Raw genomic sequence first — 22799 nt, 5'->3', positions numbered from 1 at the left:
CAGTAGGAAATGAGGATGTATTCGAGGTTATTACGTTGGGTATTAACCAAACCCAAGCAATTGTATGTCATATTAGCGACCTTAGTGTTGATGACGTTGGCGATGATGCCAATGCTACAAATCGACACGGATCCTGAGAACATGCTCGACGCTGATGCGCCGGCGCGCGTGTTTCATCATCAAATCAAACAGCAATTTGTTATGCACGATATGGTCGTGGTTGGCATGGTCAGCGATGACTCCATTTATACGGTTGATAATCTAACCACGCTGCACGAGTTGTCGGTGTTTATCCGATCGCTTGATGATGTCGTCCTAGATGATTATTTGGCGCTCGATGTGGTTGATAATATTTCACAGCAAATAGACGAACAGGGTAACAACAGCGGTATCAAATTTTCTTATTTAATGAAGCAAGCGCCTACCAATAGTACAGATGCTGAAGCTATCCAATCCGCGGTAAAGCGTCTACCGATGTTGGAAAATACCTTAGTATCTGGCGATAGCAAGGCGGCCGCCATTTACATTCCACTGACATCAAAAGATAAAAGCTATCCTGTTGCCGAGCAAATTCGTCAGTTTACTGAGCAATTAGATAGCCCTCTTGCGGTTCATATCACCGGCTTGCCGATCGCCGAAGACCAATTTGGTTTTGAAATGTTTGTGCAAATGGGGGTTGCTGCGCCATTGGCGGGCTTGGCCATTTTCTTATTGCTTTGGTATTTTTTCCGTAACATTCCGTTGATCATTGCGCCGATGGTGGTGGCCATGTCGACGGTGATCATCATTATGGGCACCTTGATTGGCATGGGCTTTACGGTGCACATTATGTCATCGATGATCGCCATCTTCTTAATGCCTATCGCTGTGGTCGATTCAGTACATATTCTTTCTGAATTTGCTGATCGTTATCGCCGTGGCGATGACGTTAAACAGGTATTAGCAACGGTGATGCAGCACTTGTATAAGCCGATGCTATTTACCTCACTGACATCAGCGGTGGGTTTTTACTCGTTATTGCTGACGCCAATTCCACCTGTGAAAATCTTCGGTGCCTTTATTGGTAGCGGTATTTTATTGGCATTCGTGCTGACCATTTTATTTATTCCGGCGTACATCTCACGTATGTCTGATCGCGCGATAGCGGATTTACATGACTCTGTTGCTCGTCTTGAAGCAAAGGGCATATTGTCAAAAGCCTTGCTGGTGTTAGGCGCGACGGCACGTCAAAAGGGTAAGGTGATTATTAGCACCTTCTTACTGGTGTTAATAATAAGCATTGTGGGTATCAGTCGTATTGAAATTAACGACAACCCGGTAAATTGGTTTAAACAAGATCATCAAATTCGTGTCGCCGATAAGGTGTTAAACAAACACTTTGCCGGTACGTACGATGCCTGGCTGGTGATGTCACCGCAGCAGCTAAACTTGTCACAAAGCAACGACTTTACGCAGCAATTGCAGCATGTGGCCAATATTGGTGTTGATGTCTCTGATATTGAACGCTATTTAAGTCGGCACCGTATCGATCAAACGCTGCTATTTATGTTGGATGATTTAAGTTTTAGCCTTGATGGCGCACAAGCTGAGCGCGTAGCGCAATTAAGTGAACAAGCAGAAGCCATCATTAACAGCCAGAAGGTCTTTACCAATCCTGACATGTTGAATTGGCAAAGTCAGTTGCAATCAGCCCTGCTTGAGTCGGGTTTAGTCGGTAAAGTGAATTCACTGGTGGATATCGTTAAAACGGTCAATCGTGAGTTGCGCTCTGGTGATGATGCCGATTTTGTGATCCCTATTAGCCAGGCGGGTGTTGCACAAACCTTGCTGCAGTATCAATCATCACATCGCCCACAAGACTTATGGCACTTCGTCAATACCGATTACACATCGTCACTGATGTGGTTGCAAATGACCAGTGGTGATAATCAACACATGACCGACGTCGTGGCGTTTGTTGAAGATTATATCAGCACGCACTCAGCGCCAATTGCGGTAAGCGTTGATTGGGCAGGTAAGTCGTATCTTAATGTTGTTTGGCAAGATCTCATGGTCAGTGGCATGCTAAACAGCTTACTGTCGAGTTTTGCGATTGTCTTTCTTATGATGGTGGTGCTGTTTCGATCACTGAAATTTGGCGTATTAGCCATGCTACCGTTAACGTTTACCATTACCTTGATTTACGGCCTGATTGGTTGGATGGGTAAAGCTTATGACATGCCGATAGCGGTGTTGTCGGCGTTAACCTTAGGTTTGTCGATTGACTTTGCCATTCACTACTTACAACGCTTGCGTGAATTGCGTAAAGAACTTGGTTCAATGAAAAAAGCACTGGAACAAATGTGTTATGAACCCAGTAAAGCGATATCCAGAAATGCAATTGTTATTGCCATAGGTTTTACACCCTTGCTGTTTTCACCGCTGGTGCCGTACATCACCGTTGGCTTTTTTCTAGCCAGTATTATGGTGGTCTCCGCTTTGGTGACGTTAGTGCTATTGCCAGCATTACTGACGATTATCGACCGCTCTTAATGAGCGGTCCTATGCGCGAAACCTTATGCACAAAACATAATGCCCGAAATATTATGCAGGAGAATGTTATGAAACAGCGTATTCAAACCGTGTTGATGCTATTGACTGGCTTATTGTCTGTTGTCAGTCACGCAGCATCATTGACTGTGGATGAGATCATCCGCAAATCTAATCTTGCCTCGTACTACGCAGGTCAAGATGGTCGCGCTGAGGCGAGAATGATGATTGTTGATCAAAATGGCAATAAGCAAATGCGCCAGTTTGTGATTTTGCGCCAAGATATTGAAGATCAGGGGCAGCAAAATATGCTGGTCGTGTTCTCTCGACCTACCGATGTGAAAGGCACGGTATTTCGTGTTGAAAAGCATGTTAGTCAAGATGATAACCGCTGGTTATATCTGCCGGCGCTGGATTTGGTGAAACGCATTTCCGCTGGCGATAAACGCACCTCGTTTGTCGGCTCTCATTTTTATTACGAGGATGTATCTGGGCGTAATCCACAAGAAGATAACTTCGAACTTATTGAGCAAGCCGCTGATAACTACCTAATTAAGGGCAGCCCTAAAAATCCGAGCAGTGTCGAGTTTGCTTATTATCAGGTGGCTATCGACAAACAAACGTTTTTGCCAATGCAAGTCACTTATTTTGATGTAAAAGGGCAGCCGATGCGTCGTATGACGGTGAAAAAAGTGGAAAATATCCAAGGCTACCCAACGGTATTACACTCTCGTATTGAACAGCTAACCGATGGATCATTTACTGAGATGCAATTTCGCCATGTGCGCTATGACTTAGGCTTGGCTGACAGTATTTTCAGTAACCGTAGTCTGCGCACCCCACCCGCAGAATGGCTCAAGTAGGTCGGCCAATGATTAAGCAACTTATCACGTTACATCGGCGTTATCGCATTATCGCAGGGTACAGCCTATTGATGGCGCCATTGGTGGTTTGGGCATCACCAGCTACTGACGTTACGGATAACGCTCTGCAACAACCGGTGACAATCAGCAGTACAGAGACCAAGCAGAATGATACCCTGCACAACAATGATGGACAGCAGGAAAGCGTTGGCGAAGAGACTGACTGGACTGATGACACTTGGCAGGATGACGGCTGGGGAGATGATAGTTGGCAAGGTGATAACTGGGGCGACGACACCAATACTTCTAACTGGCAAGTATCGGGCTTCGTTGAAGCCGGCTACGGACAGTTTACCCAAACCAATGTGACGGCGTCACAGCAATCACTGGCTGAAATCCGCGCGCAACTGGACAGTTCATATCGTCATCAGTGGTTTACCTTTAATGCCAAAGCCGATGTGTTTATCGATGATGTGACTCGTGAGAGCGATTATGATCTTCGCTTGTTTAACGTGGCTATCCATGCCTTGGAAAATACCGATGTCATTATTGGTCGGCAAGTGATCACCTGGGGGACAGGGGATTATCTGTTCTTAAATGATCTGTTCGCGAAAGATTGGCAATCGTTTTTTTCCGGTCGTGATGATGCGTATCTCAAGGCTCCGAATGATGCTATCCGCCTACTGCATTATGTGGGCGATACCACCATTGATGTAGCGTATTCGCCTAAGTTTACGGCAGATAACTATATTTCAGGTGAGCGTTTTTCTTTTTATTCGCCTTTGCAACAAGCGGTTGTCGCCCCTGAGCAGTTTAACGTGTTGCGCAGTGATGATGAACAATATGCGCTTCGTATCGCGACAACCATAAATGGTATTGAATATGGCGTGTATGGCTATAAAGGACCTTGGACCACGCCCGTGGGCGCACAAATCACTGAGGCAGGGGTGAGCAATTACTTTCCTAAATTACGAAGCTATGGGGCCAGTGTAAGAGCACCCGCATTGGCTGGATTAGTTAATGCTGAGTTTGCGGTTTACAACAGTGTCGACGATAGCCAAGGCGTAAATCCATTGCTGCCTAACGATCAGGTTCGTTTATTAGTCGGTTATGAGCGAGAGCTGATCAGCAACCTAACAGGGGCAATGCAATTTTATGTCGAGCATACCCAAGACCATCAGGCATTGCAGGCAAGTGCCATTGAACCGGACCAAGTGGTTTCTCAAAACCGCCAGCTTGTCACCTTACGCTTAACGCATCAAGCGATGCAGCAAAAGCTAACCAGTAGTTTGTTTGTGTTTTATTCGCCCAGTGACGATGACGCTTACCTCAAGCCCACGTTGAATTATCGCTATGACGATAACTGGTTGTTTGCCGCCGGCGCTAACCTCTTTGTTGGCAAAGACCTATATACATTTTTTGGACAGCACCAAGACAATACCAATGTTTGGGTGCGAGTTAGATATCGCTATTAGTCATTTATTAGGAGTCGTTTATTATGACCGTTGAAAAAGCCGTATTTCGTTTTGCGGGATTTATGGTGTTATTGTCACTGGCACTAACCCATTACATCCACCCAGGGTTCTTTTGGTTTACCGCCTTTATTGGTGCCAATATGTTGCAGTTCTCGTTTACCCATTTTTGCCCAGCGGCGATGGTGTTTAAGAAACTTGGCTTAAAAACTGAAGCAGAGTGTGCGCTACAAAAATAACTTTGCAGTGCAGAATAAAAAAAGCCCTGCCAAATGGCAGGGCAAAATATGCATTTTTAAGGAGGAAAACTTAAATGAAAAGTTAACGATGGCAAGTATACCGCCTGTATGCCATATGATCTGTGTGCTGTATGTAATAATCTGCAACACTGTGTTGTTGCAAAGATGTTACTTGGTTGATTGTCTCCCCTAGCTGAGGTTTTTACCTTAGTAGCGTTATGTTGTTAGCGCTCAAGCACCACGCGATAGCGTGCTTTACCAGAATGTACCCGCTCTAATGCGTCATTAATCTCACTGAATTTATACATTTCCACCAACGGCTTGATGTTATGATGCGCGGCAAAATCAAGCATTTGGGCAATGGTTGCTGGACTGCCTACCGGTGATGCTGAAATACTGCGTTGTGCCATCAGTAATGAAAAAACCCCAACTTCAACGGGCTCTAACGTCGCACCAACAAAATGCAAACGGCCTTTTGGTTTTAAGGTGTTGATGTAAGCCTCCCAGTCAAGCGGCACGTTCACGGTTGAAATCAAATAATCAAAACGTCCTGCTGCCGCGTCGATTTCGTCGCTACTACGTGAGTTAATGGTGTGCTTGGCGCCAAAACCCAGTGCCTCGGTGCGTTTATCGTCGGAACTGGTAAATGCTGTGACCTCACATCCCCAAGCATTTAAAAACTGTACCGCTAAATGGCCTAAGCCGCCGATGCCAATTACCGCAACGCTGTCGGTGGGTTTAATGCCAAACTGCACCATGGGGTTGAATACGGTGATGCCGCCACAAAACAAGGGACCGGCACTGGCTAAATCGACACCGTCAGGGATCGCAATGACACTGGCAGCATTGGCAACCACCTTTTCAGCAAAGCCACCATCACGGCCAACAATGGTTGCTTCGGCGCTAGCGCATAAATTGTGATCACCTGACATACAGCTATGACAAGATAAGCAATAATCACTGTGCCAGCCGAGGCCTACCGCTTGGCCAACGTGTAAATGTTTTACATGGGCGCCTGTTTTGGTGATCTTACCGACAACTTCATGACCCGCCACCAGCGGAAATTCTGACAAGCCCCACGCATTATCTAACATACTTAAATCAGAGTGACAGATGCCACAATATAGCACTTCAATTTCAACCTCATGCGCGCCAATGACTTTATCCTGTTTTTCAATGAGCTCGAGAGGTTGGGATGCCGAGGGGGCAGAATACGCTTTATACATGATCAGTCTCCGTATATGGGGGGGCAGGCGAACAGTCGTGCCCAACATTCGTTTACATACGCGTTAGTTAGGCTATTCAGTAGATGAGTGTAGTTAAAAATAATCACCTTGCCATTTTATCAACAGCTTGCGGTTATTTCTGATAGACTAAGCGCACAGCAACGATAATGAACAAGATTGACAGATAATGGATGACGCGTTAGTACAAGCCTACCTTAATACCGATTACGTGATCGACGATGACATCGGCATTTGGGTGATCAATATCGGTAATATTGAAAAAACCTTGAGTCGCTATTTGCACAGGCAAGCGCAGCCGACGGCGGCATTTATTAGTGCCGCTAATCCAATGAGTAAATTGCTGAGTGACAAAGAAAACGCGCAACGTCACCAAGCATTGCAGCAAGCTGTTGAATCGTTAGGAGTGCCCTTTATGCAAGGGTATGGTGCTGCGCAACAAGGCGATTGGCCGGTAGAGAAAAGTCTATTTATTTGCAATCTAAGCGAGCAACAAGCAGAGCAACTTGCTCGACAATTTCAGCAAGCCGCGTATGTGTGGGTAGATGACAGTGGCTTGGTCAGCTTGAATACGTGTTCGTAAACTCAACGCCAATGTACGGTAATGTGTCTAGAGCGTGTTGATCTTTTGAGGTTGTTTTTGCAGCAATTTATGATGTTTTTATACAAGGCAGAGCCTATGTTGTGTGGTTACTCCACATAAGTAAGTGATAACACAGTAGAAAGGCGTCATATAAGCTGTCCTTTGGATTCGTTTAAATGCATTTTTTTCATTGTTACTTGCTCTGTGCGGAGAATAACTATGCGTATCACAAGTGCCGCGATAAAAATGCATTTAATTCGAACAAAATTTAACCCAGAAAGATCAACACGCTCTAGTTACTTGGCGCTCATCGTTGTCGCCAACCCCAGACCATAGCGATAGTTATGGCGACAGAAACACGGCTTATTCTCGTCAATCAAGGCGTACTTAACTAAGACATCAGCTCATACTCGGCTCACTATTTTTTCAGAAATTTAAATAAAAAAAAGCCCCACAGGGCGTGAGGCATAAAATAGCATTTCAGGGAAGAAAACGATTGAACGTTAACTGTTGCTCATTATATGTGGTTGAGGATAAAAATCCGTTAACAAGATGTAAAAAATGGCGTAGGTTTGTTGTTGCTGGCATGTTTGTTACGGGTTAACGGCCTGTTGGTGTGTATCGGCTAGGGTTATCTATTTTTTCTAACGATTTCATTTTTCGGTGGTTTCGCTAGCCCCCATTTTTGCGTATAGTAGCGCCACTTTGTGACCACTATTTAAAAATAATGTTAGAAACTCTGCTTCTCTCGTTTGCCCTCCTGGCGTTGCTGAGCATCGTCTTTGAAGAAATTACCCATATTAATAAGGCCAAAACCACTTTGTTGTTTGGTTGCCTGTCGTGGATGTGTCTGTTTATTGGACATACCGACAATAGTCAGCACTATGTTCATCGCCTTGAAGAAAATTTGTTAGAAATTGCTACGTTATGGTTGTTTTTAATGTCGACCATGACCTTTGTCGCCTATTTGAATGCGAAAAACATCATTCAAATGGCTGTGCAACGGTTATTGCCTAAGCGGGCACGGGTAAAAACGTTGATGTTTATCGTTGCGGTGTTTTCCTTAGTATTGTCCGCTATTTGCGATAACGTCACCTCGATTTTAGTCTCATTGGCGTTAATCCAGTCACTTAATGTCGATGTGCGTGTTAAAGCCAGAATGGCGGTATTGAGTATTTTTGCCGTTAACTCCGGCGGTGTGGCGCTGATCACTGGGGATGTGACCACATTGATGATCTTTCTTGACGGTCATGTGCAAATGTCACACTTATTTACCTTGTTTATTCCGGCAACGTTGAGCGTATTGTGTTTAGCGACCATCTTCTCGATGTCGGTATCTGGTGAGATAGAAGTGACACCTATAAAAGCGGATTATCAAACGGTTGATTTGATCATCGCCGCGATATTCTTTTGCACCATTATCGCGACCATGGTTATGAATGTATTTTATGCTATACCGCCAGTACTGACATTTCTCACTGGGCTATCGGTGATGTTCTTGGTTGGACGTTTTTATCGTTCCGCACAAGAAGAAAAGAAAATATTAGAATACATTCGTGAGATTGAATACGACACCTTGTTATTCTTCTTGGGAATTTTATTGTTGGTGGGAGCACTTAAAGAAATAGGCACTCTGGATTTAGTAACGCAAACCTATGTGCAATACGATCCACAAATTTCTAACTTCTTTGCCGGTATCGCATCCGCATTACTGGATAACGTACCATTAACGGCTGCGCTATTGAAAGCGCAACCGGTGCTCAGCTCATCTGAGTGGCTTGGATTGACCTATGCCGTTGGCGTCGGTGGTTCGATGTTAATCATCGGCTCAGCGCCAGGTATTATCGCCATGAGCAAAATGAAAGAGTTAAGCTTTGTGCGTTATATGCGCTACATTCCTGCATTGGCGTTTGCTTATGCCGTTGGATACTTATTTACGGTTTACATGGCAAACAACTTGATACCGGGTATCTAGCCCTATCGTTGTTTCTGAGCCGCCTTGACCTCTTTGGGGAAGGCGGCTTTTTATTACCCGAATATAATAAATTTGATTTTTCAATAAGCTATCTAGTGGTCATAGCGACATAGCGTGTATTTCTATCCAACCAGATCATTTTTTCCGTGTGAATTTATTCATAATTTACGTCACTTTTATATTGACTCGTTATGCGAAAGATATTACATTTCGCGACAACTTATGCAGTTAGTTCGCATAACTATTTATATTTGTTCTATAGGTAAATATTTTTCACATAACAAGCATGTTACCAAGGCTATCAAAGCTGGTTAAATCTGTGTTACGTTTGTGTTGCTTGTGTGTTTTTGGGGGCTGTTTTTTGTTGTCAGCGTCAATGAAATGCACTGATCAGAAAATGAAAAAGAATAACTGCTGTCGATCGAATTTTAGGAGAAGTAAATCATGACGGAACAACACTCGCCGTTTTTTAAAAAAACTGCTTTGTGTGTTGCACTCAGTGCGGCGATAAGTGCGCCTACTCTGGTAGTGGCCGAAGAACAAAGTGAACAAGCCATTAAAGGTATTGAAGTCATTCAGGTGAGTGGTTCGCGCCGTTCATCAAGCATCCAAGAAGCACCAATGAATATCTCTGCATTGGATGCTGATGTAATGAAAAACCAAAACATCACTTCGCCAGAAGACGTGGCACGTTGGGTACCGGGGTTAACCATTGCCGAACAAGGTGGTCGTGAAGGCGCATCTATTATTGTCCGTGGCTTAAATACTAACTCATCTGAGCGTGGCGCCGATGGTGGCACGGTAGCAACCTACCTTGGCGAAATCCCAACGCTTGTGGATTTACGTTTAACCGACATTGAACGTGTTGAAGTACTTATTGGCCCACAAGGTACTTTATATGGTTCTGGCACATTAGGCGGCGCCGTTCGTTATCTATTGAATAAACCCGAATTAGATATTACCGAAGCAAGCATCACCGGTGATATCTTTAGCCTAAGTGAAAGCGATGATATGGGTGGTGAAGTTGGTTTTGTGTTTAACACGCCTCTCATTAATGACGAGTTAGGTTTGCGTGTTAATGTAAACCACTACGATACCCCAGGCTATGTCGACTATCGTTTTGCTGTTTGTGAGCCAGGTGTGTCATTACCTGATCCAGATTGGAGCGATGCCGCAGCAGTAGAAGAAAATATTTGTGGTCAAGACGATGTCAATGACGAACAAATTACCACCTCGCGTGTTGCGCTGCGTTGGAATCCAAACGATTGGTTTGATGCGACGTTAAGCTATTTTTATCAAAACCAGAAAAACGGTGGTAACTCGATTGTTCAGTACAATGCAATCGCTGCTGAAAACCCGTTAGGTGATTATGTTGGCAAGTACGACTCAGCCTACCGTGTCGTTGAGCCAAATGAAAAAACCGACCAATTGCTAAGCCTTGAGATGGAATTGGATCTTGGTTTTGCTGAATTAGTATCGGCAACCGGTTGGTCAGATTATGAACAGGCAGGTCAGCGCGATCAAACCGATTTATTGTTCGGTGCGATTTGGAGCGGCTACGCAGACTTCCCTGCGTTTACGGCATACACACTAGATACGGGTAATGAGCAAACCTTTACCCAAGAGTTACGCTTGGTATCACAATCCGACTCACCGTTCTCATGGATTGTCGGCTACTACTATAACCAAATTGAAGGCGATTCAGACGATAGAGAATATACGCCTGGTTTAACGGAATACTGGTTTGGTCCTGGTGAAGATGCGTATGAGAACATCGAGTACGATCTAGAGTACATCGCGCTTAACGACTCAAAATTGACAGAGCAAGCGCTTTACGGTGAAGCCTCTTATCAATTTACTGAGCAATGGCAAGTAACGCTTGGTGCCCGAGTATACGAATACGAAGTTGAATCGGCGTCTGGTAACTGGGCACCGTTTTGGAATGGTGAAATTAGCTCGCCGAGCGAAATTAGCTTATCAGAATCACGTGCGAAGGACGATGGCAGCTTATTTAAGTTTAATACCAGTTATCAGTTCTCTGATGATGTGATGGCCTATGTGACTGTCAGTGAAGGTTACCGTATAGGTGGTTCAAACGGTATTACACCGTGTGATGCAGAAGGCACCATCCAAGTATGTGCGCTGCCTGATGAAATGGACTACGAGCCAGATTTAACCACCAATTATGAGTTGGGCTTTAAGAGCACGTGGTTTAATAATCAATTGCATGTTAACGCTGCGCTATTTAACGTTGACTGGGATGATGCACAAATCCAAGCTACCACGGTTAATGGTCAGGAGATCATCACCTCAAATGCGGGCGCTGCAAACTCGAAAGGCGTAGAGTTGTCGGTTCGTGGTGTTGTCACCGATAGCATTACGGCGTATGCCACATACTCGTATGCAAAAGCTGAGTTGACCGAAGATGCACCGTACTTATTTGGCGTGATTGATGAACCGGGAACGGCTTTACAAAACTTTTACGATGGTGAAGACGGCGATCGCTTGCCGGGCGCACCAGAGCAGCAATTTTCATTGGGTATTGATTATGCCACCGAAGTGTTTGGCGATAAGTTGCTTAACGTTTACTACGGTTTAACCGCACAAAGTGATGTTATCACCAAAGTGGGTCTAAAAGCCGATGGCGAAACTTTACCGGGTTATGCACTAAGCAATATTTCAGCGAAGTTATCAGGCGATCTTTGGTCGGCTACCTTCTATGTTGATAATTTATTCAATAAATACGCCTTTACCTCGACTCGTCGCGATAAATCGTGGGCAGGTATGGCAAAGTTTGATGAAATGAATTACAACTTGCCAGAAATTGAACGTGTTTACGGTCACTTTATCACTAAGCCACGCACCGTAGGTGTTCGTTTTAGTTACTTATTTGACTTGTAATATCATGCGCTAATCGATTAAGGTACCTCGGTTTATGGGGTACCTTTTTTCGTTTTGACTCAAGACATTACGTAAAAAATTAATGTCATAAATGGCCTCAAAAATAATACTAAGAAGTTATATCAGCAAGACATATTAGGACGTTATCTAATGAAAAGCCTTATTAAAAAGACCGTGCTGGCAACAGCTGTTGTGATGTGTAGTGTATCGACGATCGCTGCAGAGCAAGTGATCAAAGCTGGGTATGTGGTTGATGTTGTATCAGGAAATATCAGTGAAAATCAGTATATTTTGGTTGATGATAATCGTATTGTCAGCGTAGGTAATACAAATCCCGCACCCGATGCCAAGCAGATTGATCTAAGTGAGCAATACGTATTGCCAGGGTTGATGGATATGCATACCCATGTGGTCCGCCATTTATCTAAATCGTTTCATGATCGTTATTTTCAATCACCACATCGTGCCACCATTGGCGGCGTGGTTAATGCTGAAAAAACCTTATTAGCCGGCTTTACGACCATTCGTAACGTCGGTGCGGCGGATTATATGGATGTGGCGCTGCGCAATGCCATTAACGATGGTGAAGTCCCAGGACCAAGAATGGCGGTATCGGGTCCATCGTTAGGGATCACCGGTGGCCATTGCGATCGCAATAGCTTAAACCATCGTTTTGAAGAGCGTGGCGATGGCGTCGCGGATGGCCCTTGGCAAGTGCGCGAGCAAGTACGTAAAAACGTCAAGTATCAAGTGGATGTGATCAAGTTTTGCGCCACCGGTGGGGTATTCTCAAAAGGCACTAAAGTTGGCCAACGCCAATATACCCTCGAGGAAATGACAGCCATCGTCGATGAAGCCCATACTCACGGCCGCACCGTGGCGGCACACGCGCATGGTACCGAAGGTATTGAATATGCGATTAAAGCCGGTGTCGACTCAATCGAGCATGCCAGCTTTTTAACCGCGGATGCCATTGCCTTAGCAAAACAGTACGGTACCGTTTTATCGATGGATATTTATAATACCGAATACACCTTGAGCGAGGGCCTAAAAAATGGTGTACCGCAGGAAAACATCGATAAAGAAAAGCAAGTGGGTCAACGTCAACGTGACAGTTTTCGTGAAGCGGTGAAACAAGGTGCGAAAATTGTTTTGGGCACTGATGCGGGTATTTACCCACATGGTGACAATGCGAAACAACTAAGCCGTATGACACAATTTGGCATGACGCCGTTACAAGCATTGCAAGCAGCCACCATCAACGCTGCCGAGTTGTTGAAGTGGGATGACAAAGTTGGGCAAATTAAGCCAGGGCTATTGGCTGATATGATCGCCGTGCAAACCAATCCACTTGAGGATATTCGCGTGCTTGAGCGCGTCAGCTTTGTGATGAAAGACGGTAAAGTGTATAAACAGTAACAGGCCATGAATAACATCAGCAATACCATTAGTCGCTTGCATAAACAAGCAGAACAAGCCTTAGGCAATAAGGCATATCAACAGGCACATCAGTGCCTGTTGTCTATATTGCAACAAGACCGAGGGTACGCCGATGCCTATTACCTGTTGGCTCGCATTGCCTTTGAGCATCAAAACTTAGCGAAAGCGATAGAGCTATGCTCTAAAGCACAATCGCTTGCAGCAAAAAGTCATTACCTTGTGATGCTCGCTAAACTGTATGTGTTGGCGCACGATCATGTGCGTGCCAGCACTGAGGCTGATAATGCGTTGCGATTATTAACGACAGCCAAAGCCACGGCCAACATAACGCAAACCGTGCGCAACGATCTCGGCCAGCAATGGGATGACATGGGCGTGATCTATAGTCAGGTTGGTCGCCATGTCGACGCCGTGTCATGTTTTGAGCGAGCGATCGACATGCTCGGTGATCAACATCAAGTGCCGTGGCAGTTATACAATAACTTGGCGTCATCGTATAAATACATTGGTCATGTCTCAGCGGCCGATGAGTGTTACCAAAGCGCGTTAGTAAATAAGCCTGATGCTGCATCGGTGCACTGGGCGCTGACCATGCTACGTCCTAATAAGGTAGCCCTTAACAGGTTACAGGCACAATTTGAGCGTGCTGTTGGCATTGATGATAAATTGTCTTTGGCGCATGCCTGTGCTCGAAAGCTAGAGCAGCAGGGTCATTATAATGAAGCGTTTTCAGTGTTATCACCGGTTAAGCAACAAAAAAAAGCGCAGCTTAGCTATCGTATTGAACAAGATTTACGGCTGTTTGCGGCGTTAGCGAACATTAGTCAGCAACTTCAGACCGCTGTTGATGACGGCGAGCCGAGTGACGAGCCTATTTTTGTGGTTGGTATGCCTCGTACCGGAACCACGTTAATTGAGCGGGTGTTATCGCAGTCGGTCAATGTAACGTCCGCCGGTGAAATGCCACACTTTGCGATAGCCTTAAAACAATGCACAGGCTGTCAATCACCAGAGTTATTAGATGAGGCAACGATTCAAGCCAGTACTCAGATAAATTGGCTAACACTGGGACAACACTATATTCAAAAAACGCGAGCTGTCACCGGCAACACATCGCGGTTTATCGATAAAATGCCCATCAATTTTTTGTATATCCCATTTATTGTTAAGGCATTGCCTAACGCTAAAATTGTTTGCTTAGACAGAGATCATGAAGATACGGTGGTCAGTAACTATCGACAATTATTTGCCAGTGATTTCCCGTTTTATCGATACAGTTATGATTTAAAAGACTGCAGTCAGTATTATCATGGTTATCAAACGCTCATGGATGCGTGGCAGCAAGATTATGCGAAAAACATCTATCGGTTAAAGTACGAATCCTTTGTCAACGATCCTATCGAGCAGGGCAGAGCGCTGTTCGATTTTATTGGTGAGCCTTGGCAAGATGAATTTATCAATCTCGCCAATAATCGTGCGCCTGTTGCCACCGCCAGTGCGACACAAGTGCGTGATACCATCAGCAATCAATCTGTTGGTACATGGCGCCGCTATCAGCAAACCTTATCAGCAAATCTTGTTTAAGGGGATTTAAATTGACTATCTTCGACAATGAGCGAATTGCTTGCTTGGTTTTAATCGAGGCTGAACACGCCGCCTTTGTTGCTATGAGCGGCCATAGACGGCATGGGCGGCTTTGAATAACTGAAAATGTACGTCGGTTAGCGCCTGAATATCACGCTGGTAGCCACCACCTATCACCGCAGCAACGGGCAAGCGACGTTGTTTGCACGCATTAAAAACAGCTTTATCACGTAAATATATCCCTTGCGTGCTGATGTTTAAATGGCCTAAGTCGTCGTCCTGATGAATGTCAACACCGGAATCATAAATCACCGCATCGATTTGTTGATAATCAAGCGCCAGTTGTAACGCTTGTTCAACCACGGTTAAATATTCATCGTCATGCATATGCTTATCAAGTGCAAAGTCCATGTCGGAGCGTTGCTTTCGATAAGGGAAGTTTTTCTCACAATGCAACGATACCGTAATGATGTCAGAACGATCTGCGGCTAAAGCGGCGGTGCCATCCCCTTGATGCACATCACAATCGAAAATAAGCACGGTGTTAATGTCTGGATGCTGCAACATCTGATCTGCAGCCACATACAAATCATTGACCATACAAAAACCCGAGCCATAATCGTTAAACGCGTGGTGATAACCACCGGTTAGGTTTATGGCAACATCGTGTTCGAGCGCCAATTTTGCAGTAAGCAAGGTACCACCAACCGCGGTTAACGTGCGCTTGATCAATTGCTCTGACCAAGGGAAGCCAATTCGGCGCATGGCTTTATCATCAAGCGTGTTACCTATCAGTGCGTGCAAATACTCATTATCTAACAGGCGCTGTAACATCTGGGTGTCAGCGGGCTCTGGTTGCTGGAACAGACGTTGTGATACACCTTGTTGTAATAAATATTGATAAAGGCAACGATATTTTTCGATGGGAAAGCGATGGCGCACGGGCAAGTCTAGCTCACTATAAATCGGATGAAAGACCAAGGGGATCTGAAAAGAGCATAATGGCATAGCGGTAAACTCGAGCTTTGTCTAAATGGTTGCTTGTTGCTTGCGCTATTGTAGCGAATATTGACGTGTATGTATGGAGAAAATGAACCTAAAAAAATGCCCCACAAGTCTGTGAGGCAAAGGACTTTTTCAGGTAAGAAAAATTTTCAACGTTAACTGCATGAGATAATAGCAAGCGCACGATTAAAAATCCGTTAATGGGATGTAAATTACCGCAATGATTTGTGGTTGCAATAATGTTAATGGTTAAGCTTTTATAACAGGTAACGTATAACCGCTGTTTTATAGCGTTTATGTCATGCCTGTTGGTGTTGTCCTCTGTACCAGGAAATGGCAGATGAGGGAGTGACAGATAAAAAAAAGCCCTGCAAGGCTGCAGGGCAAAACATCATTTCAGAGAGGAAAACTATGAAAGTTAACGCTGATAAGTATAAAGGGATGGCTGTGTTAAAGCTGTTAACCAGGTGTAAAATTGCGCAAGGGTTTGTTGTTAAGTGGATGTTACACGGCAGTGTTGTTTTGGGTGCAGTCTGTGTTAATGACGTCGATGTCAATGTGTGATAACGATGAGAGACTTGGATAAAAAAAGCCCCGCTAAAGAGCGGGGCGAAACATATCATTTCAGGGAAGAAAACTATGAAAAGTTAACTCTGTCAGTATAAAATATCACCAGTAAGTAAGCCGTTAACAAAGCGTAAAATAGGGCAATAAATTGTTGCTCTGTTATGTGTTGTCGATGGCAATACTTGGTGATTAACTATCAAAGTAACTTTGCTTTATCTCGCCAGCCGCGTTCATCAGGCATTTACCTTGAGCAAATACTTGGTTAATGGTTAACGTATCGGCATCAAGTAATAACACGTCGGCGTCAAAACCTAATTCAATCTGGCCCTTTTGGGTTAATCCCAAAATATCGGCAGGGTTCGATGTGATGGTTTTAAGCGCATCGTTAAGTGCCACACCATGCTGTTTTACCGCATCAACCATGGCCTGATGAAGGCTGGTCACTTGACCTATTTGTAAGTCGGTTAACCGACCTTTGCTGTCAAACACCGGGAGACTGGCATTGCCATCGGAGCTCATGGTGATCTGCGCGATGTTAACGTTTTCTTGCAAGCAACGTTTGAGTGCTTCGGGGGCCGCCACTTCGCCGTCAGCAAGAATTTGCTCTGTGGTGCTGGTGGTAAAGTCGATGTAACCGCCAGCGTTCGCCAAGGCGATGCCTTGTGCTAAGACCTTTTCGGTGCGATTAATGTGCGTTGGGTAAAATTGGCTAATTGGGATGTCAGAATGTTCAGCAACCTCATGCAGTATCGACAAACCCCTATCGCCATCTCCCACATGGATACTGACGATACCGCCTTTATTGGCTAACATGCCACCGACTCTAGCTTGCGCGGCAATGCGGGCAAGCTCTTGCCAACTCAATTGTGAGCCACGATGATCGGCGATGGCTATTTCCCCCACACCAATACATTCATCAATGAGCATAATGTCTTTTTCAATACTGCCGGTGATATTGACCACGGGATAATGATATGAGCCAGTGTGCAGGTATACGGATAATCCATCGTGCTTTAAGGCTTTTGCTTTGGCGATCACATCTTCAAGTGAGCGAGTAACGGCATCGGTACCTAGCACACCGACAAGACTGGTTACGCCACCTTTTACCGCATCGCTAAAGGGCATTTGTGGGGTTCGAGTATGAAAACCACCTTCACCACCGCCACCGGTGATATGTACCAGCGAATCGACAAAGCCTGGTACTAACAGTTGTCCACGACAATCAATGGTTTGTAGGCCATGGCTGGCATTCACTTTGATAGCATCATCAATGGCAATGATTTTATTGCCACTGATCAGCACATCCTGTATTCCTTGATAGTCTGGCGAGTAGAGCGTGGCGTTTTTAAAGAGTTTCATACACAGATCCTAAAAGCCTATGGCGACTGCGGTGATCATCACCGCAAAGCTCAATGCCATGAGCAATATTAAAAAACGAATAATAAATTTTGCCCATTCTAACCAATCGACGCGGACAACGCCAAGGCAACCAATTAGTGACGCCGATGTCGGAATCACAATATTGGTTAAACCGTCACCCAATTGAAAGGCAAGCACAGCAACTTGTCGGCTAACACCAACCAAATCGGCGAGCGGGGCCATCAACGGCATGGTAAGGGCCGCTTGACCTGAGCCGGAGGCGATAAAAAAGTTAAACACGGATTGAAACATCAGCATAAATATTGCGCTGATGTAGGCTGGCCAGTCGCTGGCAGCACTTGCCGCGTAATGCAAGATAGTGTTAAGCACCGATGGACTGGCAGGATCATCACCACCGAGCAAAATAACGATGCCTTTAGCCAAGCCGACGATAAGCGCTGCCGGTAATAATTCTTTCGCACCGTGCTGAAACGCCTCAGAGACTTGGTTCATGGTCAAGCGTTTGCTAAGTACGGCCACGACACCAACAATACAACCCATGGTAAAAAACTGGCTCGCGATCTCTGGAATATAATAGCCTTGGGTAACCACGCCCCAAATAATCCAGATTATCACAGCGGCGAAAACCAGCAGAATAATGGCATCGGTACGGGTAAATTGATAGTCTTGAGCAGTCCCCAGTTGATCACTATCTTGGCTTGGTTTTGCGCGGATCACCGCGGCATAACGCATGGTAAACAGCAAGCCGACTAAGGTAAACACACACCACATAACCACCCGAAAGCCTGCGCCTGAGAGTAACGGCACTTCGGCAATACCTTGTGCGATAGCCACACTAAATGGGTTCATCCAGGAAGTGGCAAAGCCAATTTGCGTAGCAACATAGGTGACCAAAACGGTTAAAATGCCATTGTAGCCAAGCGCTTTCATCAGCGGCAGCAGAACAATACAAAAGGCGATGGCTTCCTCGCCCATGCCAAAAATGGCACCACCGAGTGAAAATAATAAAAATAACGTGGGAATGAACAGTTTTTCCGCGTGACTTGCTTTGTCAATAAGGGCGTGAATACCGTTAATGATGGCACCGGTTTTCATGACGATGCCAAACGCGCCACCGGTGATCAAAATAAACATGATCACGCCAATCGCGCTACCCCATTTGCTACCAGAGACTAGCCCTTCAAAGGCAAAATTGAAAAAGCCAACGCCACCACCTGAGGCAAATAATGGCACCGATTTATCCACATCGGCTACCTGATAGGTGCCGGCAACGAGTAATTGTTTGCTGCCATCGGCCGAGGCTTGGGTTTCAAAGGTGCCAGCGGGTACTACATAGGTTATTAGGCCTGCGATAAGCACCACAAAAAATAAAATAATAAACGCATCAGGCATTTGCCGTGCAGTCGCGGTCATCTGAGAATTAGGGGCATTGTTGCCACTGTCTTGCATAGTGTCACCATGTTATCTGGAAAAAACAGACAGTAAACTGTCTAGATAAACGACTGCGATCATGACGATCGTAGCCCAGGGCGTGTTGATCTTTATTGGTATTTCTACAATGAGCTATTTTTTGTAATAGCAAAGCAGAATAAACGACGTTTGGTTATTCCAACTGAGTGAATTCTAATGCCGCTAGTGCGAAAAATAGCCATTGCCTTTTGGACTGAGGTTAAAATCGTTTTACTCTGCGTTAAAGCAGATGAACTTAGATGACTAAACACCATACCTTTTGCCTTGATTAAAACGATTTTATCTTTCAGTAGAATTTTTAAATAAAGTTCAACGCGCCCTAATTGAGGTTACTTAATAAAGTAAGTAAAGGATAGGCGATAATGCGTACCCAGGGCATTATGATTAATTGAATCATAACCTCGGCGCGAACCATAAGCCGTTGGCGGCTCTTCATCGAAGATGTTGTTAACGGCCAAGTTAATGTTCACATCCTCAAAGTCATAACCGACATTGAGGTTAACCGTTGTCCATGAATCGACATCACGCTCACCGTTTTCATCCAATACACCAAGCGAATCTAATTCGTCCAGTTCACGACCGCGCATGCCATCAATGTCATCTGCGTAACTGTCGGTATAAAGTGCGGTGATACTTGAGTAGAAGTCTTCTAGCTCATAACCCACACGCACACTGGCGATGTTCTCAGGGTACTGCCATGTGCCAATCAACTCTTCGATTTGATCAGAGCCCGGCTTATTGCGATCAAACTCCAGATAATGGGTCCAATCTGCATCGAATGATAAGCGACCTGACGCTAACTCGATGTCCTGAACGTAAGCAACATCAATACCGCTAACGTTTTGCTCACCGGTGTTTTGTAATTGAATGATATGATCGCGGTACAAGGGTAATTCAGCCCAACGCGGATCGTCAAAAAGTACCCACTCATTAAGAATTTGGTCCAAATTAGCACCGTCTTGTTCGATGGTTAAACCCGCTTCATCGGTAACCAGACATAAGTCGGGGTCGTAAGAAATACCCGTACGGCCTTCAGGAACTAAGCCACAATGACGCAAGCTTGCATCGGTGATGGCAGCGGCAAGTACACCAGTCATGTCGGTATCAATCAGGTCTTCGTGATCGAACGACCAATAGTCGACGGTTAAGGTAATGTCTTGTGTTGGGCTAAAGGCAAAACCAACGCTAACCGATTCAGATTCTTCAGGTTGTAAGTTGGCGTTACCTAATTCAAGTACGTTTTCACGGCGTTCGTCGCCAAAGCCTTCACAGTATAACGCGGCAACGGCTTGGTTAGCGCCGCAATCAAAGCCGGCGGTGGTGGTGCGTAATTTTACCCCAGCTTGGGTTAATGACGGCGCTCTAAAGGCGGTTGACCATGACGCCCTAAATACCAATGAGTCGATGGGACGGAAGGTCACGCCAACTTTGGGGTTAAATGTACTGCCAAAGTCGTCATAATCGTCAAAACGTCCTGCTAGTGTGACCTCAAGTTGGTCATTAACTGGCCAGTAAATTTCGGCAAAGGCGCCGTACTGGGTGCGATCGGCTTCAGACAAACTTGACCCAAAGCCATAGACATCGACTAAATAGTCGTTTTCCGGTCGAGCGCGTGAGCTCGGTGCGGGAATGTCGGTGATTTCCTCTTTGCGCACTTCAACACCAAAGGCTGCACTGACGGGTTGCTCGTTGATCTCAAACAGTTCGCCACTGATCTTGGCATCCCACGCATAGATGGTACTGTCACCGTCACGGGTTGGCATCTCTTGCGCCATGGCTAACAGTGCATCGTTGGCGGCATCACCGGCCAAAAATGGATTATACATACCGAGCAGCTCTGCGGATCCACAATCTAAGCGGCTACCGTCAAAACTGGCGATACTGCCGTCACTGCATAGCTCACCATTCGATACCGCATGGTATTTGTAACGGTTATAAACACCGGCAACAGCCACTTGTTCAGATTCTGATTTTGATAAGGTTACCGCGGTTTCCCAATCCCAGTTATTGATTTCACCGCTTAGGCCTGTGACCAAACGAAATGCATCGGTTTCAATTTCAATGGTGCGTGGGGTGCCAAAACGGGCATCGTAACGAAAGCCCCATAGTTCTTGCCCAGCCGGTGTGTCGTAAGGGTCAATGTAAATGGCATCAAATAAGGCATCTTGAGTCGCCTCATCAAAAATCTCTAACGCAGTCTCATTTGCCCATGGACCTTCTTCATCATCGATTTGATCAATGGGCGCCGGTGTCGATTGGCTTACTGACTTGGTACGAGCGTAGAAAAAATCGGTACTCCACTCAACGTTACCAATTTCTTTATTGTAGTAAAAACCTGCCGTAGCGGACTCGAGCTCCGTTTGCAGTAAATCGTCTTCATTGCCGTAGTAAGCACAAATTTGCTCACCAAACTCCGTGGTTACAAACTCAGTTTTACAATTTGGTGCGCCAATTTCATTACCATCACGTGCTGACCAATAGTAAATGTTCGGTGTGTCTTTTGGTAAATAAGAATATGAGCTCTCTAACAATGGGTCGCGGGTATAGCTTCTGTCTTGAGCGCTGAACGCGTTGCGGTCATAGTAATCGGCATAAAGTGTAAGTTGCCCATCAGCCACCGTGGTGCCCATGACAAAACTCAGGTTTTTTTGACCTTCATCACTGCTCGCTGTGGAATTACCGTAAAAACCACCCAGTTCAGCGCCTTGATAATCTTTTTTCAATATGTAGTTAATGACACCAGCTACCGCATCCGCGCCATAGATGGCCGATGCCCCGGTGGCCAAAATTTCGATACGTTCAATCGCTGCCAATGGGATACTGTTCACATCGACAAAGTTTTGTGTACCCGCGGCAAATGAGCTGGCGGCAATGCGTCGTCCGTTGACTAACGTCAGCGTCGACGATGGACCTAAACCACGTAATGAGGCTGCTGCCATACCGGCCGGTGTTGAGGTGGATAATGCGCCAGATTCCGATGTTGAAAATGAGCCTGTGCCACCACGGGTTTGTCCCACTTGCATCATAAATTCGGAAATGCTGCTGGCTCCAGAGCGGGCGATGTCTTCAGCGGAGAAGACACTCAGTGGTTGCGCGCCTTCTAAATCGACGCCTTTGATTTGTGAACCGGTAACGGCGATGCGCTCGATGTCTTTGTCGTCAGTTTGTTGTTCAGCATGCGCTTGGATAGTTGCCAAGCTGATCGCACCAGCAATCAGCGTTTTGGTAAACGTTCTCATAGTTAGATCCCTAGATTGGTTTATTTTTGTTGTATTTTTTGCAACCCGCGCAAAAGCGATGTGCAAAAACAGATAGACACAGTCCTAGGATTAATCAGTAATAGAGTGTAAGTTGTGGATACGACAATCCCCAGACTGCTGGTAAAGCGTCTGTGGCTTATTCGTCGAACCACTCAGAAAGGTAATAATTTGAGTAGTTATATGTATTTAGCTTAAAGGCTTTCTTGTACATATAGGTTTTATTGGTTAGTATGATTTTGCATTTCTTTAACGTAACACTTATTTTTTAAATGTTAATAATTCTTAAG

The 22799-nt window shown here is 45.3% G+C and carries 14 protein-coding genes; 9 read left to right on the top strand and 5 right to left on the bottom strand.

Features of this window, described 5'->3' with window-relative positions:
- The first annotated feature begins 15 nt into the window (after positions 1-15).
- The 4 genes from ACAX20_RS09615 (at position 16) to ACAX20_RS09600 (ending at position 5103) form a co-directional block, all read left to right on the top strand.
- Positions 16-2532: an RND family transporter gene (locus ACAX20_RS09615; RefSeq protein ID WP_371185774.1), complete on the top strand. Its 2517-nt coding sequence runs from the start codon at positions 16-18 to the stop codon at positions 2530-2532.
- Between the two features lie 68 nt (positions 2533-2600).
- Positions 2601-3392 carry an outer membrane lipoprotein-sorting protein gene (locus ACAX20_RS09610; protein ID WP_371185772.1) on the top strand — a complete coding sequence of 264 codons (792 nt, stop codon included), beginning with the start codon at positions 2601-2603 and terminating at the stop codon, positions 3390-3392.
- Positions 3393-3400: 8 nt separating this feature from the next.
- Positions 3401-4867 (top strand): hypothetical protein, encoded by a 1467-nt coding sequence (locus ACAX20_RS09605; RefSeq protein WP_371185770.1) that lies wholly within the window; start codon positions 3401-3403, stop codon positions 4865-4867.
- 23 nt (positions 4868-4890) lie between these two features.
- Positions 4891-5103 (top strand): DUF2892 domain-containing protein, encoded by a 213-nt coding sequence (locus tag ACAX20_RS09600; protein WP_371185768.1) that lies wholly within the window; start codon positions 4891-4893, stop codon positions 5101-5103.
- Positions 5104-5327: 224 nt separating this feature from the next.
- Here ACAX20_RS09600 and ACAX20_RS09595 read toward each other — a convergent pair whose 3' ends face one another.
- The gene (locus tag ACAX20_RS09595; protein WP_371185767.1) at positions 5328-6329 is read right to left on the bottom strand and encodes an NAD(P)-dependent alcohol dehydrogenase; all 1002 of its coding nucleotides are present in this window, start codon (positions 6327-6329) and stop codon (positions 5328-5330) included.
- 187 nt (positions 6330-6516) lie between these two features.
- Here ACAX20_RS09595 and ACAX20_RS09590 point away from each other — a divergent pair, with 187 nt between their 5' ends.
- The 5 genes from ACAX20_RS09590 (at position 6517) to ACAX20_RS09570 (ending at position 14830) form a co-directional block, all read left to right on the top strand.
- Positions 6517-6930 (top strand): DUF3293 domain-containing protein, encoded by a 414-nt coding sequence (locus tag ACAX20_RS09590; RefSeq protein ID WP_371185766.1) that lies wholly within the window; start codon positions 6517-6519, stop codon positions 6928-6930.
- 727 nt (positions 6931-7657) lie between these two features.
- Positions 7658-8905, top strand: a complete 1248-nt coding sequence (gene nhaD, locus ACAX20_RS09585; protein ID WP_371185764.1) for a sodium:proton antiporter NhaD — start codon at positions 7658-7660, stop codon at positions 8903-8905.
- 444 nt (positions 8906-9349) lie between these two features.
- Positions 9350-11806, top strand: coding sequence for a TonB-dependent receptor (locus tag ACAX20_RS09580; RefSeq protein ID WP_371185762.1), 2457 nt, complete (start codon positions 9350-9352; stop codon positions 11804-11806).
- Between the two features lie 150 nt (positions 11807-11956).
- The gene (locus tag ACAX20_RS09575; protein ID WP_371185760.1) at positions 11957-13225 is read left to right on the top strand and encodes an amidohydrolase family protein; all 1269 of its coding nucleotides are present in this window, start codon (positions 11957-11959) and stop codon (positions 13223-13225) included.
- 6 nt (positions 13226-13231) lie between these two features.
- Positions 13232-14830: a sulfotransferase gene (locus ACAX20_RS09570; RefSeq protein ID WP_371185758.1), complete on the top strand. Its 1599-nt coding sequence runs from the start codon at positions 13232-13234 to the stop codon at positions 14828-14830.
- A gap of 81 nt (positions 14831-14911) precedes the next feature.
- On the opposite strand, the gene ACAX20_RS09565 is transcribed toward ACAX20_RS09570, so the two are convergent.
- The 4 genes from ACAX20_RS09565 to ACAX20_RS09550 all read right to left on the bottom strand — a co-directional run bounded on the left by ACAX20_RS09565 (position 14912) and on the right by ACAX20_RS09550 (position 22491).
- Entirely contained in the window at positions 14912-15838 is a 927-nt protein-coding gene (locus ACAX20_RS09565; RefSeq protein WP_371185756.1) for a histone deacetylase, read from the bottom strand.
- Between the two features lie 753 nt (positions 15839-16591).
- Positions 16592-17761: a beta-aspartyl-peptidase gene (gene iadA / locus ACAX20_RS09560; protein WP_371185754.1), complete on the bottom strand. Its 1170-nt coding sequence runs from the start codon at positions 17759-17761 to the stop codon at positions 16592-16594.
- Positions 17762-17770: 9 nt separating this feature from the next.
- The gene (gene yfcC / locus ACAX20_RS09555) at positions 17771-19231 is read right to left on the bottom strand and encodes a putative basic amino acid antiporter YfcC (protein ID WP_371185753.1); all 1461 of its coding nucleotides are present in this window, start codon (positions 19229-19231) and stop codon (positions 17771-17773) included.
- 350 nt (positions 19232-19581) lie between these two features.
- Positions 19582-22491, bottom strand: a complete 2910-nt coding sequence (locus ACAX20_RS09550; RefSeq protein WP_371185751.1) for a TonB-dependent receptor domain-containing protein — start codon at positions 22489-22491, stop codon at positions 19582-19584.
- Positions 22492-22799 lie beyond the last annotated feature (308 nt).

Source organism: Thalassotalea sp. Sam97 (assembly GCF_041379765.1).
GTDB lineage: Bacteria > Pseudomonadota > Gammaproteobacteria > Enterobacterales > Alteromonadaceae > Thalassotalea_A > Thalassotalea_A maritima.
This window is presented reverse-complemented; position numbering and strand designations above follow the sequence as displayed.